Source organism: Alkalisalibacterium limincola, assembly GCF_008017755.1.
Lineage (GTDB): Bacteria > Pseudomonadota > Gammaproteobacteria > Xanthomonadales > Xanthomonadaceae > Alkalisalibacterium > Alkalisalibacterium limincola.
In genome coordinates, this window is sequence record NZ_VRTS01000005.1 from 1 (window position 1) to 22,634 (window position 22,634).

Genomic DNA, 22,634 nt, shown 5'->3' on the forward strand with positions numbered 1-22,634 from the left:
GTCGCGCAGGCCGGCGCGCACGTTCGCCGCGCACGGCCTGTGCCAGGCGCGCCGCACGCGTCGCGGGCCGCCTGCAGGCCGAAGCGGGACAGCACCGCGACGAACGCCAGGATCCATGGCGCCTTCGGCACGGGTGCCGCATCGACGATCGCGGCCGACACCAGCCAGGCCAGCGCGCCGGCCTGGGCGACGATGGCCAGGCCCGCACCCAGCGAGGCCAGCGCGGCCAGCCAGCGCCAGCGCCGGTGGGGCGCCAGCAGGCCCGCGATCCAGCGCGCGGGCGACGGGGTGCCCGGCTCAGTGATAGCCGACGCCGGCACGTACCTTGCCGCGGAACACGTAGTACGTCCACGCCGTGTACATCAGCACGAACGGGATCACGAACAGCACCCCCACCAGCAGGAACAGCTGGCTCTCCGGCGCCGATGCGGCGTCATGGAAGGTGTAGTTGGGCGGAACCACATAGGGCCACTTCGAGAACAGCAACCCGCCGTAGAACAGCATGAACAGGCCGATCGTCGCGACGAAGGGGGTGGCGTCGTGCCCCAGCTTCAGGAAGCGCCACAACGCGAAGGCGACGGCCACGGTCAGCGCGGGGATGATCCACAGCCAGGTGGCGAAGCCGAACCAGCGCTCGCGCACGTAGTCGTCCACCAGCGGGGTCCACACGCTGATGACGAGAAAGACCACCATCACCGCCGCCAGCAGCTTCAGCGCCCAGCCGCGGATGCGCTGCTGCAGCTCGCCCTCGGTCTTGAGCACCAGCCAGCAGGCCCCGATCAGTGCGTAGCCCGCCACCAGGCCCAGGCCGGTCATCACGGTGAACGGCGTGAGCCAGTCGAATGCGCCGCCGACAAAACGCCTGTCGAGGGTGTCGAAGCCCTGGATGAAGGTGCCGACCACCGCACCCTGGGCGAACGCCGCCACCAGCGACCCGATGCAGAAGGACCAGTTCCAGAGGCCGCGCTTGCCCTCGACCGCCTTGAAGCGGAACTCGAACGCGATGCCGCGGAAGATCAGCCCGGCCAGCATCAGGAACACGCCGATGTACAGCGCCGGCAGGAACACCGTGTAGACCAGCGGGAACGCAGCCAGCAGGCCGGCACCGCCGAGGATCAGCCAGGTCTCGTTGCCATCCCAGACCGGGGCCACCGAGTTCATCATGACGTCGCGCTCGACATCGTTGCGCGCGAACGGGAACAGGATGCCGACGCCGAGGTCGAAGCCGTCGGCCAGCACGTACATCAGCACCCCGAAGCCGATGATGCCGATCCAGATGTAGGTCAGGTCCATCATCGTCCTTCCTCCCGCTCCGGCGTGTAGTCGGGCTCGCGCGCATCCGGCTCGGGGTCGTCGCCGACATCGAGCTCGACGTCGGTGGCCGAGAACGGACGCTTCGGCCGCGCATAGTCCTCTTCCTCGTGCGCCACCTCGATGACCATGCCCTTGCGCACCACGCGGGTGAGGTAATAGACGCCTGCGGTGAACACGGCGGCATAGACGAGCATGTAGCCGACCAGCGTGAACAGCGCCATCGGCCCGGTCAGGCTGGGGGTGAGCCCGTCGGCGACGGTGATCTCGCCCCACATCATCCACGGCTGCCGACCGACCTCGGTGACGACCCAGCCGGCCAGCACCGCGATGAAGGGCATCGGCACCATCAGCCGCAGCACCTGCAGGTAGCGCGGACTCGACTCCAGGCGCCCGCGCAGCATCTGGACCACGCCGATGGTCGCCACCACGATCATCAGCAGGCCGATGCCGACCATGATGCGGAAGGCCCAGAACACGATGCCCACCGGTGGCCGCTCCTCGGCCGGCCAGTCCTTCAGGCCCTGCACCTCGCCGTCCAGGTCGTGGGTCAGGATCAGGCTGGCCAGCTTCGGGATGCCGACCTCGAAATGGTTGGTCTCGTTGCGGGCGTCGGGGATCGCGAACAGCAGCAGCGGCAGGCCGCGCTGGGTATCCCAGGCACCCTCCATCGCCGCCACCTTCACCGGCTGGTACTCCAGCGTGTTCAGGCCGTGCAGGTCACCGACATAGGCCTGCAGCGGAGCCAGGAAGAACAGCATGACCAGACACATCTTCAATGCCTTGCGGCTGGGTTCCACCGCGTGCTTGCGCAGGAGGTAGTAGGCCGACACGCCGGCGACGACGAAGCCGCCGGTCAGGAACGAGGCGATCGCCATGTGCGTGAAGCGGTAGGCAAACGACGGGTTGAAGATCGCCTGGGCCCAACTGGTGACATGCACCATGCCCTCGCGCATCTCGTAGCCGGCCGGCGTGTGCATCCACGAATTGGTGGACAGGATCCAGAACGACGAGATGAACGTGCCGACCGCCACCATGATCGCCGAGAACAGGTGCAGCCCCGGCGGCACCTTGTTGCGCCCGAACAGCAGCACGCCGAGGAACGCCGCCTCGAGGAAGAACGCGGTGACGACCTCGTAGGACAGCGTCGGCCCGATGAAGTTGGAGGTGCGGTAGGAGAACTCGCTCCAGTTGGTGCCGAACTGGAAGGCCATGACCAGGCCCGAAACCACGCCCATGCCGAACACCACGGCGAAGATCTTGATCCAGAACTGCGACAGCCGCGCCCATTGCGCGGAGCCGGTGCGGAAGGCGATGCCTTCGAGCAGCGCGATGTAGGAGGCCAGGCCGATCGTGAAGACCGGGAAGATCGCATGGAAGGAGACGACGAACGCGAACTGGATGCGGGACAGCAGCAGCGGATCGAGTTCCACGGGTGGCAACCTCGGAGCAGGCTCGAGAGGGCGTCCAGTGTAGCCGCCGCGCGGCATGGGATGGTGAAACGGGCAGGCGCACGGGCTGCGTCGGGCGGGGAGCCGGGACCTTCGGCCGGGGTGGTGACGCGGTGGATTGGGTATCCTCCGGGGTCGCTCCACAGCTCACCCGGATGACGATGACCCAGACCACGCCCCACCGTTCCCGCTCCTGGCTGGCCGCCGCATTGGCGCTGGCCTTCTCGCCACTGGCCTTCGCGCCGCAGGTGCAGGCCCAGCCCACGCTGACGCTGGACCAGGCCATGAGCCATCCGGACTGGATCGGCCCGCCGGTGGAACAGGCCTGGTGGGCGCTCGACGGCACGCAGGCCTACTACACGCTCAAGCGCGAGGACTCCCCGGTGCGCGACACCTGGCGCATCGGCGTGGATGGCAGCGACAACGCACGCGTGCCCGACGAGGAATTGTCCGACGTCGATGGCGCGAGCGTGGTGTACGACGCCACGCGCTCGCGCGCCGCGTTCGTGCGCAATGGCGACGTGTTCATCCGCGACCTGCGCAACGGCAACCTGCAGCAGGTGACCCGTGGCGGTGCCAGCAGCAGCGACCTGCGCTTCGCCGCCGATGGCGGCCTCGTGTGGCGCGAGGGCAACGACTGGCGCCACTGGGACGCCCGCAGCGGGCTGCTCTCGCAGGTGCTGCAGCTCAAGGCCGAGAAGGACCCGGCGGCGCCACCGAAGGAAGACAACCTGCGCGAGATGCAGTTGCGCCTGATCGCCACGCTGGCGCGCGAGAAGGCCGACCGCGATGCGCTGCGCGAGCGCGACGAGGAACTGCGCGCCGCCGACCCGCGCCGTGCCGGCGCCCCGGTGTTCCTGGGCGACGACGTGCAACTGTCGGCCAGCGCGCTGTCGCCGGCGCTGGCGCATGCCCTGGTGGTGACCGAACCGAAGAACGCCGAGCGCGGCCAGCGCGGCGCGATGCCGCGCTATGTCACCGAGTCCGGTTACGAAGACACCGAGGAGGTGCGCACCCGCGTGGGACGCGCGGCACCGGTGGCCCAGACGCTGCACCTGGTCGACCTGGCCTCGAACGAGGTCGAGGTGCTCGACTTCGATGGCCTGCCCGGCATCGGAAGCGACCCGCTGGCCGACCTGCGCGCGGCCGCCGGCAAGAACGCCCTGGACGGCAACCGCGCGGTGCGGGTGATCGGCATGCGCTACAGCGACGATGGCCAGCGCGCGGCGGTGATGCTGCGCTCGGTCGACAACAAGGATCGCTGGATCGCCGAAGTCGACTTCGCCAACAACCGCCTCCTGCCGCTGCACAGGCTCAGCGACGAGGCCTGGATCAACTGGAACTTCAACGGTTTCGGCTGGCTGCCGGACAACCGGACACTGTGGTTCCAGTCCGAGGAGAGCGGCTACGCTCACCTGTACACGCTCCAGCGCGGCGGTCGCGCCCAGGCGCTGACCTCCGGCCGCTGGGAAGCCACCGAACCAGTGCTTGCCCCGGACGGCCAGCGCTTCTACTTCCTGTGCAACCGTGCCTGGCCGGGCAAGTGGGAAGTGTGTGCCCGCGACGTCGGTCGCGGTGAAGTGCGCGAGGTGACCGACGCGGGCCACGTCGACGGCTTCGCGCTCTCGCCGCAGGGTGAGAGCCTGCTGCTGCGTGTCTCGTCCTCGCACATGCCGCCGCAGCTGGCGGTGGCCCCGGTCGGGCAGGGCGAACTGCGCCAGCTCACCGACACGCGCACGGCCCAGTACCGCGAGTACCAGTGGCTGGAGCCGCAGTACGTCCAGGTGCCGTCGAACCACGGTGCCGAGCCGATCTGGGCGAAGCTGTACCTGCCGCGCGACATGGACCCCGACAAGACCTATCCGATCGCCCTGTTCGTGCACGGCGCGGGCTACCTGCAGAACGTGCACGCCGGCTGGCCGGTCTACTTCCGCGAGCAGATGTTCAACCAGCTGCTGACCGAGAACGGCTACGTCGTGCTGGACATGGACTTCCGCGCCTCCAGTGGCTACGGCCGCGACTGGCGCACCGCGATCTACCGGCAGATGGGCCACCCGGAGCTGGAGGACTACCTCGACGGCATCGACTGGCTGGTCGCCAACCACCAGGGCGACCGCGACCGCGTCGGCATCTACGGCGGCAGCTACGGTGGCTTCATGGCCTTCATGGCGCTGTTCCGTGCCCCGGACGCCTTCCACGCCGGCGCCGCGCTGCGGCCGGTGACCGACTGGGCGATGTACAACCACCCCTACACCTCGAACATCCTCAACACGCCCGAACTCGACCCGGAGGCCTACGAGCGCTCCTCGCCGATCGAGTACGCGCAGAACCTGCGCGGCCACCTGCTGATCAGCCACGGCATGATCGACGACAACGTGTTCTACCAGGATTCCATCCGCCTGGTGCAGCGCCTGATCGAGCTCAAGAAGCACGACTGGGAACTCGCCAGCTATCCGCTGGAGCGCCACGCCTACCAGCACCCGGAGAGCTGGTACGACCAGTACCGCCGCATCTACGAGCTGTTCGAGCGTGCGTTGAAGCCATGACCGACATCGGCGCCGTCCACGACTACCTGCGCGGCCTTCAGGACCGCATCTGCGCGGCGATGGAAGCCGCCGACGGCGAGGGCCGCTTCGCCGAGGACACCTGGCAGCGCGCCGAGGGCGGCGGTGGCCGCTCGCGCGTGATGAAGCAGGGTCGGGTTTTCGAACAGGCTGGCATCGGCTTCTCCGACGTGCGCGGGGCCACGATGCCACCCTCGGCCACCGCCCATCGGCCGGAGCTGGCCGGCGCGCCGTGGCGGGCGATGGGGGTGTCGCTGGTGTTCCACCCGCGCAATCCCTACCTGCCGACCACGCACATGAACGTGCGCTACTTCGAGGCCAGGCCCGAGGGCCGCGACCCGGTGTGGTGGTTCGGGGGCGGCTTCGACCTGACGCCGTTCTATCCGTTCGACGAGGACGTGGTGCATTGGCACGCGGTGGCACGGCGCATCGCGGTGGAGCACGGCGGCGAGGCGCGTTACGCCGCGCACAAGAAGTGGTGCGACGAATACTTCTTCCTCAAGCATCGTGGCGAGACCCGCGGTGTGGGCGGGCTGTTCTTCGACGACCTCAACGAGGGCGGATTCGAAGCCTGCTTCGCCTACCAGCGCGCGGTCGGCGACGGCTTCCTGGAGGCCTGGCTGCCGATCGTCGAGCGCCGCCGCGACACGCCCCATGGCGAGCGCGAGCGCGACTTCCAGCTCTACCGCCGAGGCCGCTACGTCGAGTTCAACCTGGTCTACGACCGCGGCACGCTGTTCGGCCTGCAGTCGGGCGGGCGCACCGAGTCGATCCTGATGAGCCTGCCGCCGCTGGCGCGCTGGGAGTACGGGTTCGAGGTGGAGGCCGGCAGCCCGGAGGCCGGCCTGCAGGATTACCTGAGGCCGCGCGACTGGGTGTAGGCCCCGGCCGCGCAGGCCGGCGTGGCGCTAGGACGTGAAGAAGTTGATCCCCAGCGCCACCAGCACCAGGAACAGCACGAAGATCGCGATCGCGATGAAGAAGATGACCTTGGCGATCATCATCGACGCACCGGCGATGTCGGTGAAGCCGAACAGGCCCGCGAGCAGGGCCACGATCAGGAAGAACAGGGCGAGCTTGAGCATCGGTGCACTCCTTGGCAGACACGGTGTCCGGTCCGGACCCCAGCCATCCTAGCGCAAGCCAATAAAAACCCCGTGGGCCAGGGGGGGGCCCACGGGGTCGGGGGGGAGGAAACGCCGAACCTGGGGAGGGGCCGGCGTTCCCGGATCCACTCAGGGGAGTGAGCGATCCACGACAGACATTGCATCCGTCGCGGCCTATATGACCACCGCCTTCAATAACGGTTCGTGAAGGATCTATTAGGCACAAAAACTGGTTCAGGTTTCATTCAGTAGAGCGACGTGAAACGAAAGCACAACCTACTGATTATAGTGGAAATAGCAGCCTTGAACGCGGTCGCGGAAACGCTTCAGGCAAGGATTTCCGAAGCACTTTTCCGCCCTCCGGTCAGTGCGCCTCGTCCCAGTTCGCGCCGACCCCGGTTTCGACCAGCAGCGGCACCCGCAGTTCACCTGCCGCCTGCATGCGCGCCTCGACGGCCTCCCGCAGGGTGTCCACGAAGCCCGCCTCGGCCTCGAACACCAACTCATCGTGCACCTGCATGATCATGTCGGCGCGGTCGCGATGCTCGGCCAGCCATGCATCCACGGACAGCATCGCGCGCTTGATGATGTCCGCCGCCGTACCCTGCATCGGCGCATTGATCGCCGCGCGCTCGGCGCCGGCGCGCAGGGCCTGGTTCCGGGCGTTGATGTCGTTGAGGTAGAGGCGGCGGCCGAACACGGTTTCGACGTAGCCACGCTCGCGCGCCTGCTCCCGGGTGCGGTCCATGAACTCGCGCACGCCCGGATAGCGGTTGAAGTAGGTGGCGATGTAGTCCTGCGCCTCGCCGCGGCCGATGCCCAGCTGGCGGGCCAGGCCGAACGCGCTCATGCCGTAGATCAGGCCGAAGTTGATCGCTTTCGCCGCCCGACGCTGGTCGCCGGTCACCTCTTCCAGACTTGCCCCGAACACCTCCGCCGCCGTGGCGCGGTGGATGTCGAGACCGGCCTCGAAGGCGGCGATCAGGCCGGCGTCACCGGACAGGTGGGCCATGATGCGCAGCTCGATCTGCGAGTAGTCGCAGGCCATCACCACCCGGCCCGGCGGGGCCACGAAGGCCTGGCGGATGCGGCGCCCGTCCTCGCTGCGGATCGGGATGTTCTGCAGGTTCGGGTCCGACGACGACAGCCGCCCGGTCGCCGCCACCGCCTGGTGGTAGCTGGTGTGCACGCGCCCGGTGGCCGGGTTGATCATCTCCGGCAGCTTCTCGGTATAGGTCGAACGCAGCTTGGCCAGCCCGCGATACTCCAGGATCAACCGCGGCAGCGCGTGGTCCTCCGCGATCGCCTCGAGCGCCTCCTCGTTGGTGCTGGGTGCGCCCTTGGGCGTCTTCACCACCGCCTTGAGGCCCAGCTCGTCGAACAGGATCGCCTGCAGCTGCTTGGGCGAATCCAGGTTGAAGCTGCGCCCGGCAAGCTCGTAGGCCTGCTGCTGCACCTCGTGCATGCGCTTGCCCAGCACGCCGGACTGGCGCCGCAGCTCGGCCGCGTCGACCAGGACGCCTGTCGCCTCGATGCGCGCGAGCACCGGCACCAGCGGCATCTCGATCTCGCGGTAGACCTTCTGCAACCCGGCGTCGGCCGCCAGCTTCGGTGCGAACACGCGGTGCAGGCGCAAAGTCACGTCCGCGTCCTCGGCGGCGTAGGGCGTCGCCTCCTCCAGCGCCACCTGGGCAAAGGAGATCTGCCTGGCGCCCTTGCCGGCCACGTCGGAGAACTTGATCGTGTCGTAGCCCAGGTGGCGCAGCGCCAGCGAGTCCATGTCGTGGCGGCTGGCGGTGGAGTTGAGCACGTAGCTCTCCAGCATCGTGTCCTCGGCGTAGCCGGCGATGTCGACGCCGTGGCGGCGCATCACGTGCAGGTCGTACTTGCCGTGCTGGCCCAGCTTGGGCTTGTCCGCATCGGTCAGCACCGGGCGCAGGGCCTCGAGCACCCATTCGCGGTCGAGCTGCGCGGGAGCACCGGGGTATTCGTGACCCAACGGCACGTAGGCGGCCTCGCCCGGCTCCACCGCGAAGCTCAGGCCCACCAGGTTGGCCTGCATCGCATCGAGCGCATCGGTCTCGGTGTCGAACGCGATCAGCTCGGCCTGCTCCAGACGGGCCACCCAGGCGGTCAGCGCGGCCTCGTCGAGGATGCATTCGTACTCGCCCTTCTCCGCCAGCGCGGCATCGGGCGCCTCGGCCGGTGCCGGCGTGCTCGAGCGACCGCTGGGCGGCTTGGCGGCTGCGCCATTGGCGGCCGGAGCCTGGCCATCGAGGTCGCGCAGCGCGGCATTGAACCCGTAGCGGGTGTAGAGCACCCGCAGCGCCTCCACGTCGCGCTCCCGCAACTTCAGCTGCGGGCAGCCCAGGTCCAGTTCGACGTCGGTCTTGATCGTCACCAGCTGCTTGTTCAGCGGCAGCCGGTCCAGCGCGGCGCGCAGGTTGTCGCCGACCTTGCCCTTGATGCTGGCGGCGTTCTCGATGACGCCTTCCAGCGAGCCGTACTCGTTGAGCCACTTCGCTGCGGTCTTGGGTCCGCACTTGTCCACGCCGGGCACGTTGTCGACGGTGTCGCCCATCAGCGCCAGCAGGTCGACGATGCGCTCGGGCGGCACCGCGTACTTGGCGATGACCGCCTCGCGGTCGGTGACGGTGCCGGTCATCGTGTTCACCAGTTCGATGCCCGGGCGCACCAGCTGGGCAAAGTCCTTGTCGCTGGTCGACACCGTCACCGCCAGCCCGTCGTCCACCCCCTGCAGCGCCAGTGTGCCGATCACGTCGTCGGCCTCGACGCCGGACACCCGCAGGATCGGGAAGCCCAGCGCCTCGACGATCTCCAGCATCGGCTCGACCTGCGCCCGCAGGTCGTCGGGCATCGGCGGGCGCTGCGCCTTGTACTCGGGGTACAGCTCGTCGCGGAAGGTCGGCCCGGAGGCGTCCATCACGAACGCGGCGCAGTCGGGCTTCTCCTTGAGCGTCTGGCGCAGCATGTTCACCACGCCGAACAGCGCCCCGGTCGGCTCGCCCTCGGCGTTGCTCAGAGGCGGCAGCGCATGGAAGGCGCGGTAGAGGTAGGACGAGCCGTCGATCAGGACGAGTCGGGACATGGGGGCACCGGGTTGGAATCAGGCGCCTATTCTAGGCTGCCCGGCCAGAAAGCTCGGCTTCGGGTACGTCACGATCTGTAGGAACGGACATGTCGGCCACTTTCAGGGCCGACGCCCCCCGCTTTAAAAGGGGCGGGCACATCGGGAATCCGAGATTTATGTAGCCGAGCATCGGCCCGTTGTCACAGGCCAAAGGCGGCATCCCGCCGAGTGCTTTCCCGATTCTCTCCTCGTTGTACTCTCGACGCTAGGGACGTTCTGAACAAGCCCTCCCGACGCAGATGGAGTATCGTGGTCGACCAGATGGATGACGAGATGTCGCAGCTGAGCTTTGGAGAGGCGATGTACGCAGGCAAGCGCAAGCAAGCGCGCCGCGAGAAGTGCGTCTCAATCGGGCGGCCCGGCCCGACGGGGCATCGATGACTCTGTGCAAGATCAGATCGATGCGTTTTTCAGCCCTTCCTTAGGAAGGTCAGAAGGAGAGAGGCATGGTCGACTCAGCAAGGGTTTTGGATTTTGAAGAACAGTTGCAGGGGCTGCTGCTGCGGCCGGATTCTCCCGGCTATGAGGAAGCGCGGACCTTGTGGAATGGCATGATCGATCGCCGGCCGGCGCTGATCGTCCGCTGCAAAGTGCCGAGGACGTGGTGGCGGCGGTCAATTTTGCCCGGGAGGAGGGGCTGCGTCCTACCATGAGGGGTGGCGCGCATGGTGTGGCTGGCCACGCCGTCTGTGATAACGGGCTGATGATTGACCTGTCCCTGATGAATTCGGTGACCGTGGATCCAGCGGCACGTGTCGCGCGCGTGGGTCCGGGGGCGGTGCTGGGCGACATGGATGCCGCCACCCAGAAGCACGGCCTGGCCACCACTGGCGGCGTGGACTCGCGTACCGGAGTGGCCGGCCTCACCTTGGGGGGTGGCATGGGCTGGCTGGCCCGCAGTTTTGGCCTGGCCCTGGATAACCTGATTGCCCTTGAGGTGGTGACCGCCGATGGTCAGCACCGGTCTGCCAGTAATGACGAAAATCCGGATCTCTTCTGGGCGCTGCGGGGCGGGGGCGGGCGATTCGGTGTTGTCACCGCCTTCGAATTCCAGCTTCACAAGGTCGGCCCGGAGGTCGCAATGGCTCAAGTGTTTCATCCGGGAAGTGACGCGGCCGGTGCGTTGCGCTTTTTCCGGGACTACATGGCCAAGGCACCCGATCAGGTCGGCGCCGGCGCCATGGTGATGACCGTGCCGCCGGTCGAGCCCTTTCCCGAGGACCATCACGGGAAAACCGCGGTGGCTTTGGTCGGGTGCTATTCCGGAGCGATGGAAGAGGGCATGCAGGTGCTCCAGGGAATAAGGGAATACGGCAATCCCATTCTGGATGTGCTGACCCCTATTCCCTATGCCGATCTCCAGCAGAGCTTCGACCAGGCCACGCCGGAGGGCGCTCGCTACTACTGGAAGTCCCAGTATCTGAGTGAGCTGTCCGATGAAGCCATCGACACCCTGGTGACCCACATGGAATCCCTGCCGGGGCCGTTCACGACCATTGCCTTTGAATGCATGGGGGGCGCGATCAGCCGTGTTGATCCGGCGGAAACAGCCTTCCCTCATCGCAAGGCACCCTTCAATTTCGGTGTGTGGGCTGGGTGGGCGGAACCGGAATACGATGACATCGCCATTGGCTGGACGCGGAAGCTGCATGAGGCCATGACGCCGTACTCCACGGGAGGCGTGTACGCCAACTATCTGGATCATGACGACAGCGACAAGATGAAAGCGGCGTTCGGTGAGAACCATGACCGCCTTCAGGCGATCAAGAAAAAATACGATCCATACGGTTTGTTTCGAATCGGGGGCAGCTAGAGATCGCGCCCTTGCGCCAGTTCGCTCGACTGAACCTGGTCGGCGCGATTCCGAGGACGGCTGTCCAGAACGCCGTGGGGACAGCGCTCAGCCTTGGGTGTCAGCCGCGCTTGGCCGCCCCGAGGCTCTGGAAGTACGCGAACAGCGCCTCCAGCTCCTCGTCGGTCATCGACTTGTAGGCGGTCCACGGCATCAGCGGGTGCATGTCGCTGCCGTCGCGGCGTTTGCCTTCGCGCATCGCGCGCACGAAGTCCGCCGGCTCCCAGGTGTCCAGTACCGTGAGGTCGGCCGCCGGTGGGAACGAGGGTGGCGTGCCGTGCACGCGCTGGCCGCCGTAGCCCTCGCCGTGGCAGCCCACGCAGGTGCGGGCCACGTAGGCGCCGTACTCGGCCGTGGGGCCGGCAGGCGGGGCACCACGTGGGCGCGGGCTGTGGTCGATCTTCTCGGCCGGCACCAGCGGGAACTGGCCCAGCATGTAGAGCACCCGGCCCAACGGCTTCACCCGCATCGCGTCGCGCGACGGTGCCACGGGCGGCAGGCTGCGCAGGTAGGCGATCAGTGCGGCGGTGTCGGCATCGCTCAGGTCAGCGTAGTCCTCCACCGGCATGAACACCAGCGGCGTGCCGTCGTGGCGGATGCCATGGCGGATCGCCCGGGCCAGGCCGTCGTCGGTGTAGCGCGATGCATTGCCGGCCGGCGTCAGGTTCGACCCGACCAGCCGCATCGGCGGCACGTCCTCGACCAGACGGCCTTCGCCGGCGTCACCGTGGCAGACCGCGCAGCTGCGCGTCACGTACAGGTAGGCACCCTTCTCGACCTGGTCCGGGGTGTGTTCGACCGCCAGCGGCGGGTCGTTCACGTCCCACACCCGGGCCAGCGCCCGCTCGCTGCTGACCCACGCCGCCGCCAGCACGCCGCTGGCCAGCAGGCCCAGCAGCAGCACGCCCAACAGCACCCACTTCATAGACTTGCGCATCTTCGCGATTCCTGTTCAGCCCGGGCCCCACGCGCCGGGATGAAGCATGAAACGCAAACTCCTTCACATACCGGTCACGCGGCGCTGAGCTTGGCGTAGGCCAGTACCAGCCACTTCGGCCCGGCCTCGTCGAAGTTCACCTGGACCCGGGCGTGGGCCCCTCCGCCCTCGGCGTCCATGACCGTGCCGGTGCCGAAGCTGGGGTGGGCCACGCGCTGGCCGAGGCGGAAGCCGCCGGTGTCCTCGGCCGGGGCCACGAAGCCGCGTGGCGCGGCCGCCGCCATGCCCGGGCGGGCCTGGACCTTGGGTCGCAGTTCGTGCACCAGTTTCGACGGGATCTCGCGCAGGAAGCGCGAGGGTGGGTTGTACTGGTCCATGCCATGGATGCGCCGGGTCTCGGCGTGGCTCAGCACCAGCCGCTCGCGGGCGCGGGTGATGCCGACGTAGGCCAGGCGGCGCTCCTCGTCCAGCCGTCCGGCCTCTTCGATCGATCGGGAGCTGGGGAACAATCCGTCCTCGAGGCCGACCAGGAACACCTGCGGGAACTCCAGGCCCTTGGCCGAGTGCAGCGTCATCAGCTGCACACCGTCCTCACCGGCCTCGGCCTGGCCCTCCCCGGCCTCCAGCGACGCATAGGCCAGGAACACCACCAGGTCGGACAGGCCGGCCAGCTCGTCGTCGTCCTCGGGCCGGGCGAAGCGCGAAGCCACCGACACCAGCTCGTCGAGGTTGTCGGTGCGCGAGTCCAGCGTGCCGCGTGACTCGGCCGCGTAGTACTCGCGCAGGCCGGTGCGTGCCAGCACATGGTCGATCTGCTCGGCCAGCGTGATCGTGCGCAGGTCCACGGCCAGCTTCTCGATCAGCTCGACGAAGCCGCGGATCGCGTTGCGCGCGCGCCCCGGCAGGGTGGTGCCCGCGCTCATCATGACGGCCGCCTCCCACAGCGGCATCGACTCCATGCGCGCGTGGCGGCGCACCTCGTCCAGCGTCTTGTTGCCGATGCCGCGCGTGGGCGTGTTCACCGCCCGCTCGAAGGCGGCATCGTCGGCGCGGTTGGCCACCAGCCGCAGGTAGGCCAGCGTGTCCTTGATCTCGGCACGCTCGAAGAAGCGCTGCCCGCCGTAGACGCGGTAGGGCAGGCTGGCGAAGCGCAGCTGCTCCTCGAATGCGCGCGACTGCGCGTTGGACCGGTACAGGATCGCGCAGTCGCCGTGCCCGCCCCCGTCGCGCACCCAGGCCTGGATGCGCTCGATGACGAAACGCGCCTCGTCGATCTCGTTGTAGGCCGCGTAGAGGTCGATCGCCTCGCCCTCGGCACCCTCGGTCCACAGCTGCTTGCCGAGGCGGTCGGGGTTGTGGGTGATCACCGCGTTGGCGGCATTGAGGATGTTCGCGGTCGAGCGGTAGTTCTGCTCCAGCCGGATCGTACGGGCGCCCGGGTAGTCGTCGAGGAAGCGCTGCATGTTCTCGACCTTGGCGCCGCGCCAGCCGTAGATCGACTGGTCGTCGTCGCCGACCACGAACACCTGGCCGGTGTCGCCGGCCAGCACGCGGATGAAGGCGTACTGGATGCGGTTGGTGTCCTGGAACTCGTCGACCAGGATCTGGCCGAAGCGCTGCTGGTAGTGGTGCAGTAGCGGCGGGTGCTCCAGCCACAGCTCGTGGGCGCGCAGCAGCAGCTCGGCGAAGTCGACCAGGCCGGCGCGGCGGCAGCGCGCCTCGTATGCCTCGTAGACCTGCAGCAGCGTGTTCTCGAAGAAGTCGCCGGCCTGGATGTGCTTGGGCCGCTTGCCCTCGTCCTTGTGCTGGTTGATCCACCAGGTGGCCTGGCGCGGCGGGAAGCGCGCGTCGTCGATGTCGAGCTCGGTGATGATGCGCTTGACCAGGCGCTGCTGGTCGTCGGAGTCGAGCACCTGGAAGGATTCGGGCAGGCCGGCCTCGTCGAAGTGCAGCCGCAGCAGCCGGTGCGCGAGGCCATGGAAGGTGCCGATCCACATGCCGCGGGTGCCGTGGCTGGCCTGGGCCTGCACGCGCGCGCGCATCTCCCCGGCGGCCTTGTTGGTGAAGGTCACCGCCAGGATGCAGTGCGGCGGCACGCCGTGGACCTCATTGAGCCAGGCGATGCGGTGGGTCAGTACGCGGGTCTTGCCGGAACCGGCACCGGCCAGCACCAGGTAATGGCCGGGCGGCGCGGACACGGCCTCGCGCTGGGCCGGGTTGAGCCCGTCGAGAAGGTGGGAAACATCCATGCCCCAAGTGTAACTGGCGGGTGCAGCAGCGGGTGCCGCGGCACTCCGGGCGGGGGTGCGCTCAAGCCACGCAAACGAGCGCCGGCACCGCGGGGAAGCCCGCAGTGCCGGCGTCGTGGGTCACTTCTTCGACAGCGCGCCCGCGGCGATGCCGACGCCGCCGATGACCAGCAGCGTGATGCCAAGGATGCGGTTGTTGCCGCCCTTGTCCGTCACCCGGATGCCGCCGTCGCCGACCTCCACCGCCGCGTCGCCGACCTGCATGACCTCATCGCTGCTGCCGACCTGGAAAATCCCGGTGAACAGCAGGATCCCGGCGATCGCCAGGATGGCGCCTATGACAAAGAATGCTGCTCGCATCTGGACCCCTCCTTGTGGATGCCGCCGGATGGCGGCGGACCAAGCGTACCTCACCGTCGCGGCGTGCAAGCGCCGCCTGGCGAGTCCGGTTCAGCCTTCCAGCGACACGCCCGGCAGCGACAGCACGTAGTCGGCACCCATGAGCAGCGACGGGGTGTAGAAGCCGGGTTGCGGTTCCGGCCCATCGAGGAGGCGCTGCACGATGCCCAGCGAGGCGGTGACGGTCAGCGCATAGCCATTGGGCGTGCGCAGGATCTTCCTAACCTCGGTTCCGCTGCCGTCGCGCGCCTCGCCCCAGACCACGCAGCCGGTCTTGCCGCGGCGCTGCTCCGACGGCCCGCGCACCTTCTTCGCCACCTGCTTCTTGAGCAGCGCCTGCACCGGCCCCCAGCCCAGCACCGGGCCCAGCACGCGCAGCCGGCGCAGCCGCGTCACCGTCGCCGGCGGCACGCCCATGTACACCTCGATGTTGGGAATGCCCGTGGACACGTGGGCGGTGTACACATCGCCCCATGGGATCGTCATCGCGCAGCGCGCCTCGCCATCGCGCTCGAAGGTGCGCGACTTCCACGCCAGGGGCACGCGCCGCACTTCGCCATCGATGCGCGCGCGACCGCCCTTGCCCAGGCCCTCGACACTGGTCTTGGCGGTGCCCGGGCTGGGCCCGCCTCCGGCCTCGAAGGCCAGCACCAGGGACGTCGCGTCGGGCAGGTCGCGCGCCAGCAGCGCGGCCAGGCAGTCGGTCGGAACCACGTCGAAGCCGGCGCCCGGCAACACCACGATGCCGGCCTGGATCGCCCGGTCGTCCTGGGCGTGGCAGTGGGCGAACACGTCGATCTCGCCGGTGATGTCGAGGTAGTGGCAGCGCGCGGCCAGGCAGGCTTCGAGCATCGGCGCGGAGGTGGCCGAGAACGGGCCGGCGCAATGCAGCACCAGGCCGATGTCATGCAGGCCCTGGCGCACCTGCTGCACGTCGTCGAGGCCGAAAACGCGGCAGGGCAGCCCCAGCTCGGCGGCCAGCGCCTCGACCGCCTCACGGTTGCGCCCGGCCAATACCGGCCTCAACCCGCGCGCCGCGGCCTCGCGCGCGGCCAGTTCACCGGTGTAGCCGTTGGCGCCGTAGATCATCCATTCCATGTCGTGCTCCGCCTTGGGGTGCGTGGATCGCGTGGTACGTCGGGTGCGGGTCAGTCGCCGCGGCTGCGGCTCTCGCCGAGCTTGAGAAGTTGCCGGAAGTACAGGCCGGGAAACCAGCGCTTGAGGCGCCAGCGCATCGGTTCCTTCTTCGTCGGCAAGACCAGGAAGTCGCCGCGCTCGACCGCCGCGAACGCGCGATCGGCCACGGCATCGAGCGTGTCGCCGGAGCGCTCCATCATCTTCTGCGCGAAGCCGCGCATGCGGTCGCTGCCGGTCCAGCCCTCCAGCAGCCGGGTCGGGAAGAAGGCCGGGCACAGCACGCTGACCCGAACGCCGTAGGGGTGCAGCTCCGCTCTCAGCTGTTCGCTCAACGCCACCACGCCGGCCTTGGACACGCCGTAGCTCATGATCGAGGGTGCCGCGGCGAGGCCGGCGAAGCTGGCGGTGTTGACGATGTGCCCCTCGCCCTGCGCGATCATCCCCGGCGCGAACACCCGACAGCCGCGCACCACCGACAACAGGTTGACCTCCATGAGCAGGCGCCACTCCTCCATCGAGGTTTCCACCATCGGCCCGCCACTGGCGATGCCGGCGTTGTTGACCAGCACGTCGATGCTGTCCCAGTGCGTCGCCAGTTCCCGCACCATGGCCTCGTACGCGTCGTCCTTGCCCACGTCGACCTGCAGTGCCAGGTGGCCGGTGCCCTCGAGCATCGCGACGGTCTGGCGGGAGCGCTCCAGCAACAGGTCGGCGCAGGCCACCGCTGCGCCGCTGCGCGCATAGCGCAGGGCCAGCGCCTGGCCCAATCCACTGCCCGCACCGGTGATCAGGACGCGTCGTTGCCTCATCTGCGGTACTCCCCATGCTTCCGGCCGCGGCGTGCGGCGTGTTAGATTCCCGAGCATACCAGCGCGTATGGAGTATGGAATGAGTGACGCGATGTTCGACCTGTCCGGCCGCACCGCATTGGTCAGCGGCGCCTCGCGCGGGATCGGCGAATCGATCGCCCGCCTGTTGGCCGCCCACGGCGCCCACGTGGTGTGCACGTCGCGCAAGCTCGAGGCCTGCGGCGCGGTGGCCGAGTCGATCGCCGCCGACGGCGGCTCGGCGCAGGCCCATGCGATGCACGTCGGCGAGCCCGACGCGATCGAGGCGGTGTTCAACGCCCTGGATGCCCAGGACCGCCGGGTCGACATCCTCGTGAACAACGCCGCGGCCAACCCCTACTTCGGCCCGATGGTCGACATGGACTTGGCCACCTATGAAAAGACCGTCGAGGTAAACCTTCGCGGCTACTTCTGGACCACGGTACAGGCGGCGCGACGCATGCGCGGGCATGGCGGCAGCATCGTCAACATCGCCTCGGTGAATGCCCGCCGCGCGGCGCCGATGCAGGGCGTGTACTCGATGACCAAGGCCGGCATCGTCAACATGACCGAGGGCTTTGCCAAGGAGCTGGCCGCGGGCGGCGTGCGCGTGAACGCGGTGCTGCCGGGCCTGACCGAGACCAAGTTCGCCTCGGCGCTGACCTCGAACCCGAAGCTGCTGGACATGCTGCTGCGGATGATCCCGCTGGGCCGTGTCGCGCAGCCCGACGAGATCGCACCGATGGTGCTGTTCCTGGCCTCGGACGCGGCCAGCTACATCACCGGCGCCAGCCTGCCGGTGGATGGCGGCTACCTGGCCTGAACGTGGCGGCGGATGGCCTGCCGACAGCTTCGGCATGGCCGCGGCTGCGGTAGAGTGGTCGCGGCCGCGGAACCCGCCGGCCGCCACGCTGTCCACCCCCGCATGAGCCGATTGCCGATGAGCCGACTGTCCTACGCCCTGGTGCTGCTTGCCGCCATGACCGTTTCCGCCACCGCCACCGCCGAAACAAGCCGCAGCGGCCAGCTGACCCTGGAAGCCATCACCGGCGACGCCTCGCTGTCCGGGCCGGAACTGATGAAGCCGCGCATCGCGCCGGACGGGTCGATGGTGACCTTCCTGCGCGGTCGCGACGACGACGCCAACCGCCTCGACCTGTGGGCCTACGACGTGACGTCGGGCCAGACCCGCCTGCTGGTGGATTCCGAGGTGGTGCTGCCCGGCGAAGAGCAGCTCTCGGCCGAGGAACTGGCCCGCCGCGAGCGCCAGCGCCTGGTCGGCCTCAGCGGCATCGTCGAGTACCAATGGGCGCCAGATGGCCGCCACCTGCTGTTCCCGCTGGGTGGCGAGCTGTACCTGTACGACCTGCAGGCCGCCGCGCCGACCGGCGCCGCGGCTTCCGGCGAGGGGGCGCGCCTGGCGATGAACCCGCTGCGCCAGCTCACCGACGGCGAGGGCTTCGCGACCGACCCGAAGGTGTCCCCGGCCGGCGGCTTCGTGAGCTTCGTACGCGAGCGCAACCTGTGGGTGGTCGACCTGGCCAGCGGCCAGCAGCGCCAGCTGACCGAGGATGGATCGGACGTCATCGGCAACGGCGTCGCCGAGTTCGTCGCCGACGAGGAGATGGGTCGCCACACCGGTTACTGGTGGGCACCGGACGACTCCGCGATCGCGTTCGCGCGCATCGACGAGTCGCCGGTCACCGTGCATCGCCGCTTCGAGATCCACGCCGACCGCACCGAGGTGGTGGAGCAGCGCTATCCGTTCGCCGGCGAGGCCAACGTGGCGATCCAGCTCGGCGTGATCGCGCCCACCGGCGGTGCCGTGCGCTGGATCGACCTGGGCGACGAGGACGACATCTACCTGGCCCGGGTCGACTGGATCGACCCGGCACGCCTGCTGTTCCAGCGCCAGGACCGCGCCCAGCAGCTGCTCGACCTGGTGCTGGTCGAACTCACCGGCGCGCGCACCACCCGCCAGCGCACGGTGCTGAGCGAGACGTCGGAGACCTGGGTCAACCTGCACGACAACCTGCGCGTGCTTGCCGATGGCGAGCGCTTCGTGTGGTCGTCGGGACGCAGCGGCTTCGAGCACCTCTACGTGTTCGGACTCGACGGCGAGCTGCAGCAGCAACTGACCCGGGGCGAGTGGATGGTCGAGGACGTCCTCGCGCTCAACGAGGACGCCGGGCTGGTCTACTTCAGCGCCACGAAGGAATCGCCGCTGGAGCGGCACGTGTACTCGCTGCCGCTGGACGGCGAGGGCGAGCCGACCCGCCTGACCCAGGTGGCCGGCTGGCACGACGCCACCTTCGCGGCGAACGCCAGTGTGTTCGTCGACATCTGGTCGAACCCGGAAACGCCGCCGCAGACCGAGCTGTTCAGCGCCGACGGCCGCCGGCTGGCGACCCTGGTCGAGAACCGGCTGGAGGGCGACCACCCCTACGCCGCGTTCCGCGACGCGCACGTGGTGCCCGAGTACGGCGCGATCGCCGCCGGTGACGGCCAGGTCATGCATTACAGCCTGCTCAAGCCACCGGGCTTCAATCCCCGCCAGCGCTATCCGGTCGTGGTGCACGTCTACGGCGGCCCGGCCGTGCAGACCGTGACGCGACGCTGGCCGGTGCGCGACGGCCTGTTCAACCAGTACCTGGCGCAACGCGGCTACGTGGTGTTCTCGATCGACAACCGCGGTACGCCGCGACGCGGCATGCGCTTCACCGGTGCGCTGTACGGCCAGCAGGGCAACGTCGAGGTGGACGACCAGCTGCGCGGCGTGCAGCTGCTTCGCTCGCTGCCCTTCGTCGACCCCAACCGCATCGGCGTGCACGGCTGGTCCAACGGTGGCTACATGGCGCTGATGCTGCTGGCCAAGGCCCCACACGCCTATGCCTGCGGCATCGCCGGCGCGCCGTGACCGACTGGGCCCTATACGACACCCACTACACCGAGCGGTTCATGGGCCATCCGGCCACCAATGCCGAGGGCTACCGCCAGAGCGCGGTGTTCACCCACCTCGACAACATGGCCTCGGGTCCGCGCACGCCGCAGCTGTTGCTGATCCACGGCATGGCCGACGACAACGTGCTGTTCTCCAACGCCACCCAGCTGATGAGCGAACTGCAGCAGCGCGGCATCGGCTTCGACCTGATGACCTATCCCGGCGCCAAACACCGGCTGGTGGGCAGCGATGCCCTGCACCGCTACCGCACGATGGCGACGTTCTTCGAGCGCTGCCTGGGGCCCTGATTCGGATGCCTGGCCGCCGATCCGACATGGATCGGGCCGGCCGTGGCGACCGCGGCCTTTCCTCAGCGCGGTGAGTAGCGCACGCCGATCAGGTACTCGCGCCCCGGCTGGTTGAAGAAGGCCACCGTCTCGTAGTCGCGGTCGAAGACGTTGCTGGCCTTCGCATGCAGCGTCCAGTTCGCGCCCAGGTCGAACTCCAGGCGCAGGTCGGTCGTCGCATACCCGCCCAAACGCACCGTGTTGGCGGCGTTGTCGAAGCGGTGTCCTGCACCGGCGACGCTCACGCCGGCGCGCAAGGCGCCGAACTCGCGATCGACATCGATGCGCCCGGTGTTGCGGGCCCGCCGCGGCAGGACGTTGCCCTGGTTGAACCCATCACCGTGGTTGCGCGGATCGGTATGCGAAAGCTGGGCGGCGAATCGCCATTCCGCCAGCGACCAGTCCACGCCCAGCTCGGCCCCCCGGATGCGGGCGCGGTCGATGTTGCCCGGCAGGAAGATCGACATGTCGTAGGCGATCAGGTCGCGCACGCGGGTCTCGTAGACGTCGGCCTGCCAGCCCAGGGCACCGGCGTCTCCGCCGAGGCCGAGGTTGAGGGTGCGCGACCGCTCCGGCCGCAGCTCGGGGTTTCCGAAGCCCGGGAAGTACAGGTCGTTGAAGGTCGGCGCCTTGAAGCCGGTGCCGTAATGCACGTTCAACCGCGTACCCGCCGCGCTGCGCAATCCCCAGCCCAGCCCGCCGGTGGTGGCGCCACCGAACTGCTGGTTGTCGTCGTGGCGCAGGCTGGCCTGCCAGCGCTGCGCACCTGCCTCGGCCTGCCAGCCGGCGAACGCGGCGAGGTTCTCGCGGCTGCCGATCTCGTAGGCCGTGGTGCTGGTCACCTCGTCGCGCTGCCAGTCCGCGCCGACGCTGAGCGTCTGCCGTGCGGTCAGGCCGATGTCGCCCTGCACCGAGGCGGTGTCGCGGCGCGTATCGAACTCGCTGACGAAGCTGCGCGTGCCCGTGTCGGGATCGGCGAAGAAATTCTCGGCGCCATCGCGCGAGCGACCGGCCTGCAGGGTCCACGCCTGTGCCTGCGAGGGCGTGAATCGGGCGCGCAGGCCGATCGCCTGCTGCACGTTCTCCGCCTCGTTGCCCACGAAGGACCCGGCATCGAATTCGTTGTCGGACTCCGCGTGCAGCACGCTGGCCTCCAGCGCCACGTGCTCACCCACGTCGACACCGGCGCGCAAGCCCAGGGATCGGTTGCGGTAGCCGTCGCGGTCGGGCTGGTCGACGAAGCAACCGGCGCCGAAGTCGCCGGGGTTGTCGGGATCGGCCGGCCGGCCACGGCAGGCATCGATGCCGTCGGTGCGCTGGTAGGCCACGTCGGCACCGAACCAGCCACCGTTGCCCATGCCGCCACCGATGCCGGCGCTGCCCTGGCGCAGGCTGTTGCTGCCGGCGGCAACGGCACCGCGGCCGACCAGGTCTCCGCGGTCGCGACGGGTGAAGATCTGGATGACGCCGCCGATCGCTTCGGAGCCGTACAGGCTCGAGCGCGGCCCGCGGACGATCTCGATGCGATCGATCTGCGCCAGCGGCAGGTCATGGAACATGACCTGCCCGGCGGTGGCAGAGCCCATGCGCACGCCGTCGATCAGCACCAGCACCTGTCCGGACCCGGTACCGCGCATGAAGACGCTGGTCAGCTTGCCCGGACCGCCCTGGTTGACCAGGTCGATGCCGGCGCGGCCACGCAGCAGCTCCGGCAGGTCGCGCGCCTGGGTGCGCTCGATCTCCGCGCGGTCGATGATCTCCACCGGCAGCAGGCTGTCGCCGGCATCCAGGGCGGTGCGCGTGGCCGTCACCACGACGGTGTCGAGCTCGGTGCGCTCGGCGGCGCTGGCCAGCGCGGGCTGCAGGGCCAGGGCAAGGCCCAGGGCGAGGCTGGTGTGGCGGATGTCCATCGATGCGGCTCCATTGCGTTCACGGGCGGTGGCGGGCCGGTGCGAATGCAATGGGGGCGGCGGCAAGGCGCGGACGGACACGTCGCGGGCATCACTGCCGCGACGCCCTCCGCATCGCAACCGGATTGAACCCAAGGCGGGTCCTCGCACCAGGCCGGTCTCCGGGCTTGCACGCGGCGGGCGCGCGGTGATCCGCGTCGCCTGCCCGGCCCATGCGCCTTCCCGCGGATGCAGTGGCGGATGCAGGGGCCTTGTCGTGCCTACCGTTGCGGGGGCAGCGCCGGAATGGCCCCAGTGGGGGCGTCACCGGCTTCCCGTTTAATCCCGGGCGCTGGACAGCGACCGGGACACCTGAAGCGGGCGCAGTGTAGCCGAACCGGGGCGCTGGCGTGCAAGCGACATGAAGCAAAGCGCCCAGGCCACCAGGCAGACCACCAGCAGGTCGATGGCCA

General features: G+C 68.9%; 14 protein-coding genes, 2 pseudogenes and 1 riboswitch. Of the genes and pseudogenes, 5 read left to right on the plus strand and 11 right to left on the minus strand.

Going from position 1 to position 22,634, the window contains the following annotated elements; translation table 11 throughout:
• From FU658_RS08085 to FU658_RS08095, 3 genes and pseudogenes are all read right to left on the minus strand, one after another.
• Nucleotides 1-320, minus strand: a pseudogene (locus FU658_RS08085) (hypothetical protein); the annotation flags it as partial.
• Entirely contained in the window at nucleotides 298-1,293 is a 996-nt protein-coding gene (cydB, locus tag FU658_RS08090) for a cytochrome d ubiquinol oxidase subunit II (protein WP_222708397.1), read from the minus strand. The gene cydB and the pseudogene FU658_RS08085, both read right to left, overlap by 23 nt.
• Nucleotides 1,293-2,744 (minus strand): cytochrome ubiquinol oxidase subunit I, encoded by a 1,452-nt coding sequence (locus tag FU658_RS08095; RefSeq protein ID WP_147891626.1) that lies wholly within the window; start codon nucleotides 2,742-2,744, stop codon nucleotides 1,293-1,295. The genes cydB and FU658_RS08095 overlap by 1 nt, the downstream gene beginning before the upstream one ends.
• A gap of 179 nt (nucleotides 2,745-2,923) precedes the next feature.
• Here FU658_RS08095 and FU658_RS08100 point away from each other — a divergent pair, with 179 nt between their 5' ends.
• Both FU658_RS08100 and hemF read left to right on the plus strand, forming a co-directional pair.
• Complete coding sequence (locus tag FU658_RS08100) at nucleotides 2,924-5,308, plus strand: S9 family peptidase (RefSeq protein ID WP_147891627.1); 2,385 nt, start codon at nucleotides 2,924-2,926, stop codon at nucleotides 5,306-5,308.
• Nucleotides 5,305-6,207, plus strand: a complete 903-nt coding sequence (gene hemF / locus FU658_RS08105; RefSeq protein WP_147891628.1) for an oxygen-dependent coproporphyrinogen oxidase — start codon at nucleotides 5,305-5,307, stop codon at nucleotides 6,205-6,207. The genes FU658_RS08100 and hemF overlap by 4 nt, the downstream gene beginning before the upstream one ends.
• 27 nt (nucleotides 6,208-6,234) lie before the next feature.
• On the opposite strand, the gene FU658_RS08110 is transcribed toward hemF, so the two are convergent.
• On the minus strand, nucleotides 6,235-6,411 hold the full coding sequence (locus FU658_RS08110; RefSeq protein ID WP_147891629.1) for a DUF1328 domain-containing protein: 177 nt from the start codon (nucleotides 6,409-6,411) through the stop codon (nucleotides 6,235-6,237).
• Between the two features lie 385 nt (nucleotides 6,412-6,796).
• Nucleotides 6,797-9,541: a DNA polymerase I gene (gene polA / locus FU658_RS08115; protein ID WP_147891630.1), complete on the minus strand. Its 2,745-nt coding sequence runs from the start codon at nucleotides 9,539-9,541 to the stop codon at nucleotides 6,797-6,799.
• Nucleotides 9,542-10,124: 583 nt separating this feature from the next.
• Between polA and FU658_RS08120 the strand changes: the two genes are divergently transcribed.
• Complete coding sequence (locus FU658_RS08120) at nucleotides 10,125-11,396, plus strand: FAD-binding oxidoreductase (protein WP_222708383.1); 1,272 nt, start codon at nucleotides 10,125-10,127, stop codon at nucleotides 11,394-11,396.
• Nucleotides 11,397-11,496: 100 nt separating this feature from the next.
• Here FU658_RS08120 and FU658_RS08125 read toward each other — a convergent pair whose 3' ends face one another.
• The 5 genes from FU658_RS08125 to FU658_RS08145 all read right to left on the minus strand — a co-directional run bounded on the left by FU658_RS08125 (nucleotide 11,497) and on the right by FU658_RS08145 (nucleotide 16,966).
• Nucleotides 11,497-12,372, minus strand: a complete 876-nt coding sequence (locus FU658_RS08125; protein ID WP_147891631.1) for a c-type cytochrome — start codon at nucleotides 12,370-12,372, stop codon at nucleotides 11,497-11,499.
• 74 nt (nucleotides 12,373-12,446) lie between these two features.
• The gene (uvrD, locus tag FU658_RS08130) at nucleotides 12,447-14,621 is read right to left on the minus strand and encodes a DNA helicase II (protein WP_147891632.1); all 2,175 of its coding nucleotides are present in this window, start codon (nucleotides 14,619-14,621) and stop codon (nucleotides 12,447-12,449) included.
• A 120-nt stretch (nucleotides 14,622-14,741) separates the two neighbouring features.
• Nucleotides 14,742-14,981: a hypothetical protein gene (locus tag FU658_RS08135; RefSeq protein ID WP_147891633.1), complete on the minus strand. Its 240-nt coding sequence runs from the start codon at nucleotides 14,979-14,981 to the stop codon at nucleotides 14,742-14,744.
• Nucleotides 14,982-15,071: 90 nt separating this feature from the next.
• Nucleotides 15,072-16,118, minus strand: coding sequence for a saccharopine dehydrogenase family protein (locus FU658_RS08140; RefSeq protein WP_147891634.1), 1,047 nt, complete (start codon nucleotides 16,116-16,118; stop codon nucleotides 15,072-15,074).
• A 50-nt stretch (nucleotides 16,119-16,168) separates the two neighbouring features.
• Nucleotides 16,169-16,966 (minus strand): SDR family NAD(P)-dependent oxidoreductase, encoded by a 798-nt coding sequence (locus tag FU658_RS08145; RefSeq protein WP_187266006.1) that lies wholly within the window; start codon nucleotides 16,964-16,966, stop codon nucleotides 16,169-16,171.
• 79 nt (nucleotides 16,967-17,045) lie between these two features.
• Here FU658_RS08145 and FU658_RS08150 point away from each other — a divergent pair, with 79 nt between their 5' ends.
• Nucleotides 17,046-17,807, plus strand: a complete 762-nt coding sequence (locus FU658_RS08150; RefSeq protein ID WP_147891636.1) for a glucose 1-dehydrogenase — start codon at nucleotides 17,046-17,048, stop codon at nucleotides 17,805-17,807.
• Nucleotides 17,808-17,924: 117 nt separating this feature from the next.
• Nucleotides 17,925-20,233: pseudogene (locus tag FU658_RS08155) on the plus strand (S9 family peptidase).
• 62 nt (nucleotides 20,234-20,295) lie between these two features.
• Here FU658_RS08155 and btuB read toward each other — a convergent pair.
• Entirely contained in the window at nucleotides 20,296-22,182 is a 1,887-nt protein-coding gene (gene btuB / locus FU658_RS08160) for a TonB-dependent vitamin B12 receptor (RefSeq protein WP_147891637.1), read from the minus strand.
• A 135-nt stretch (nucleotides 22,183-22,317) separates the two neighbouring features.
• Nucleotides 22,318-22,552, minus strand: a riboswitch (cobalamin riboswitch).
• Nucleotides 22,553-22,634: the final 82 nt, after the last annotated feature.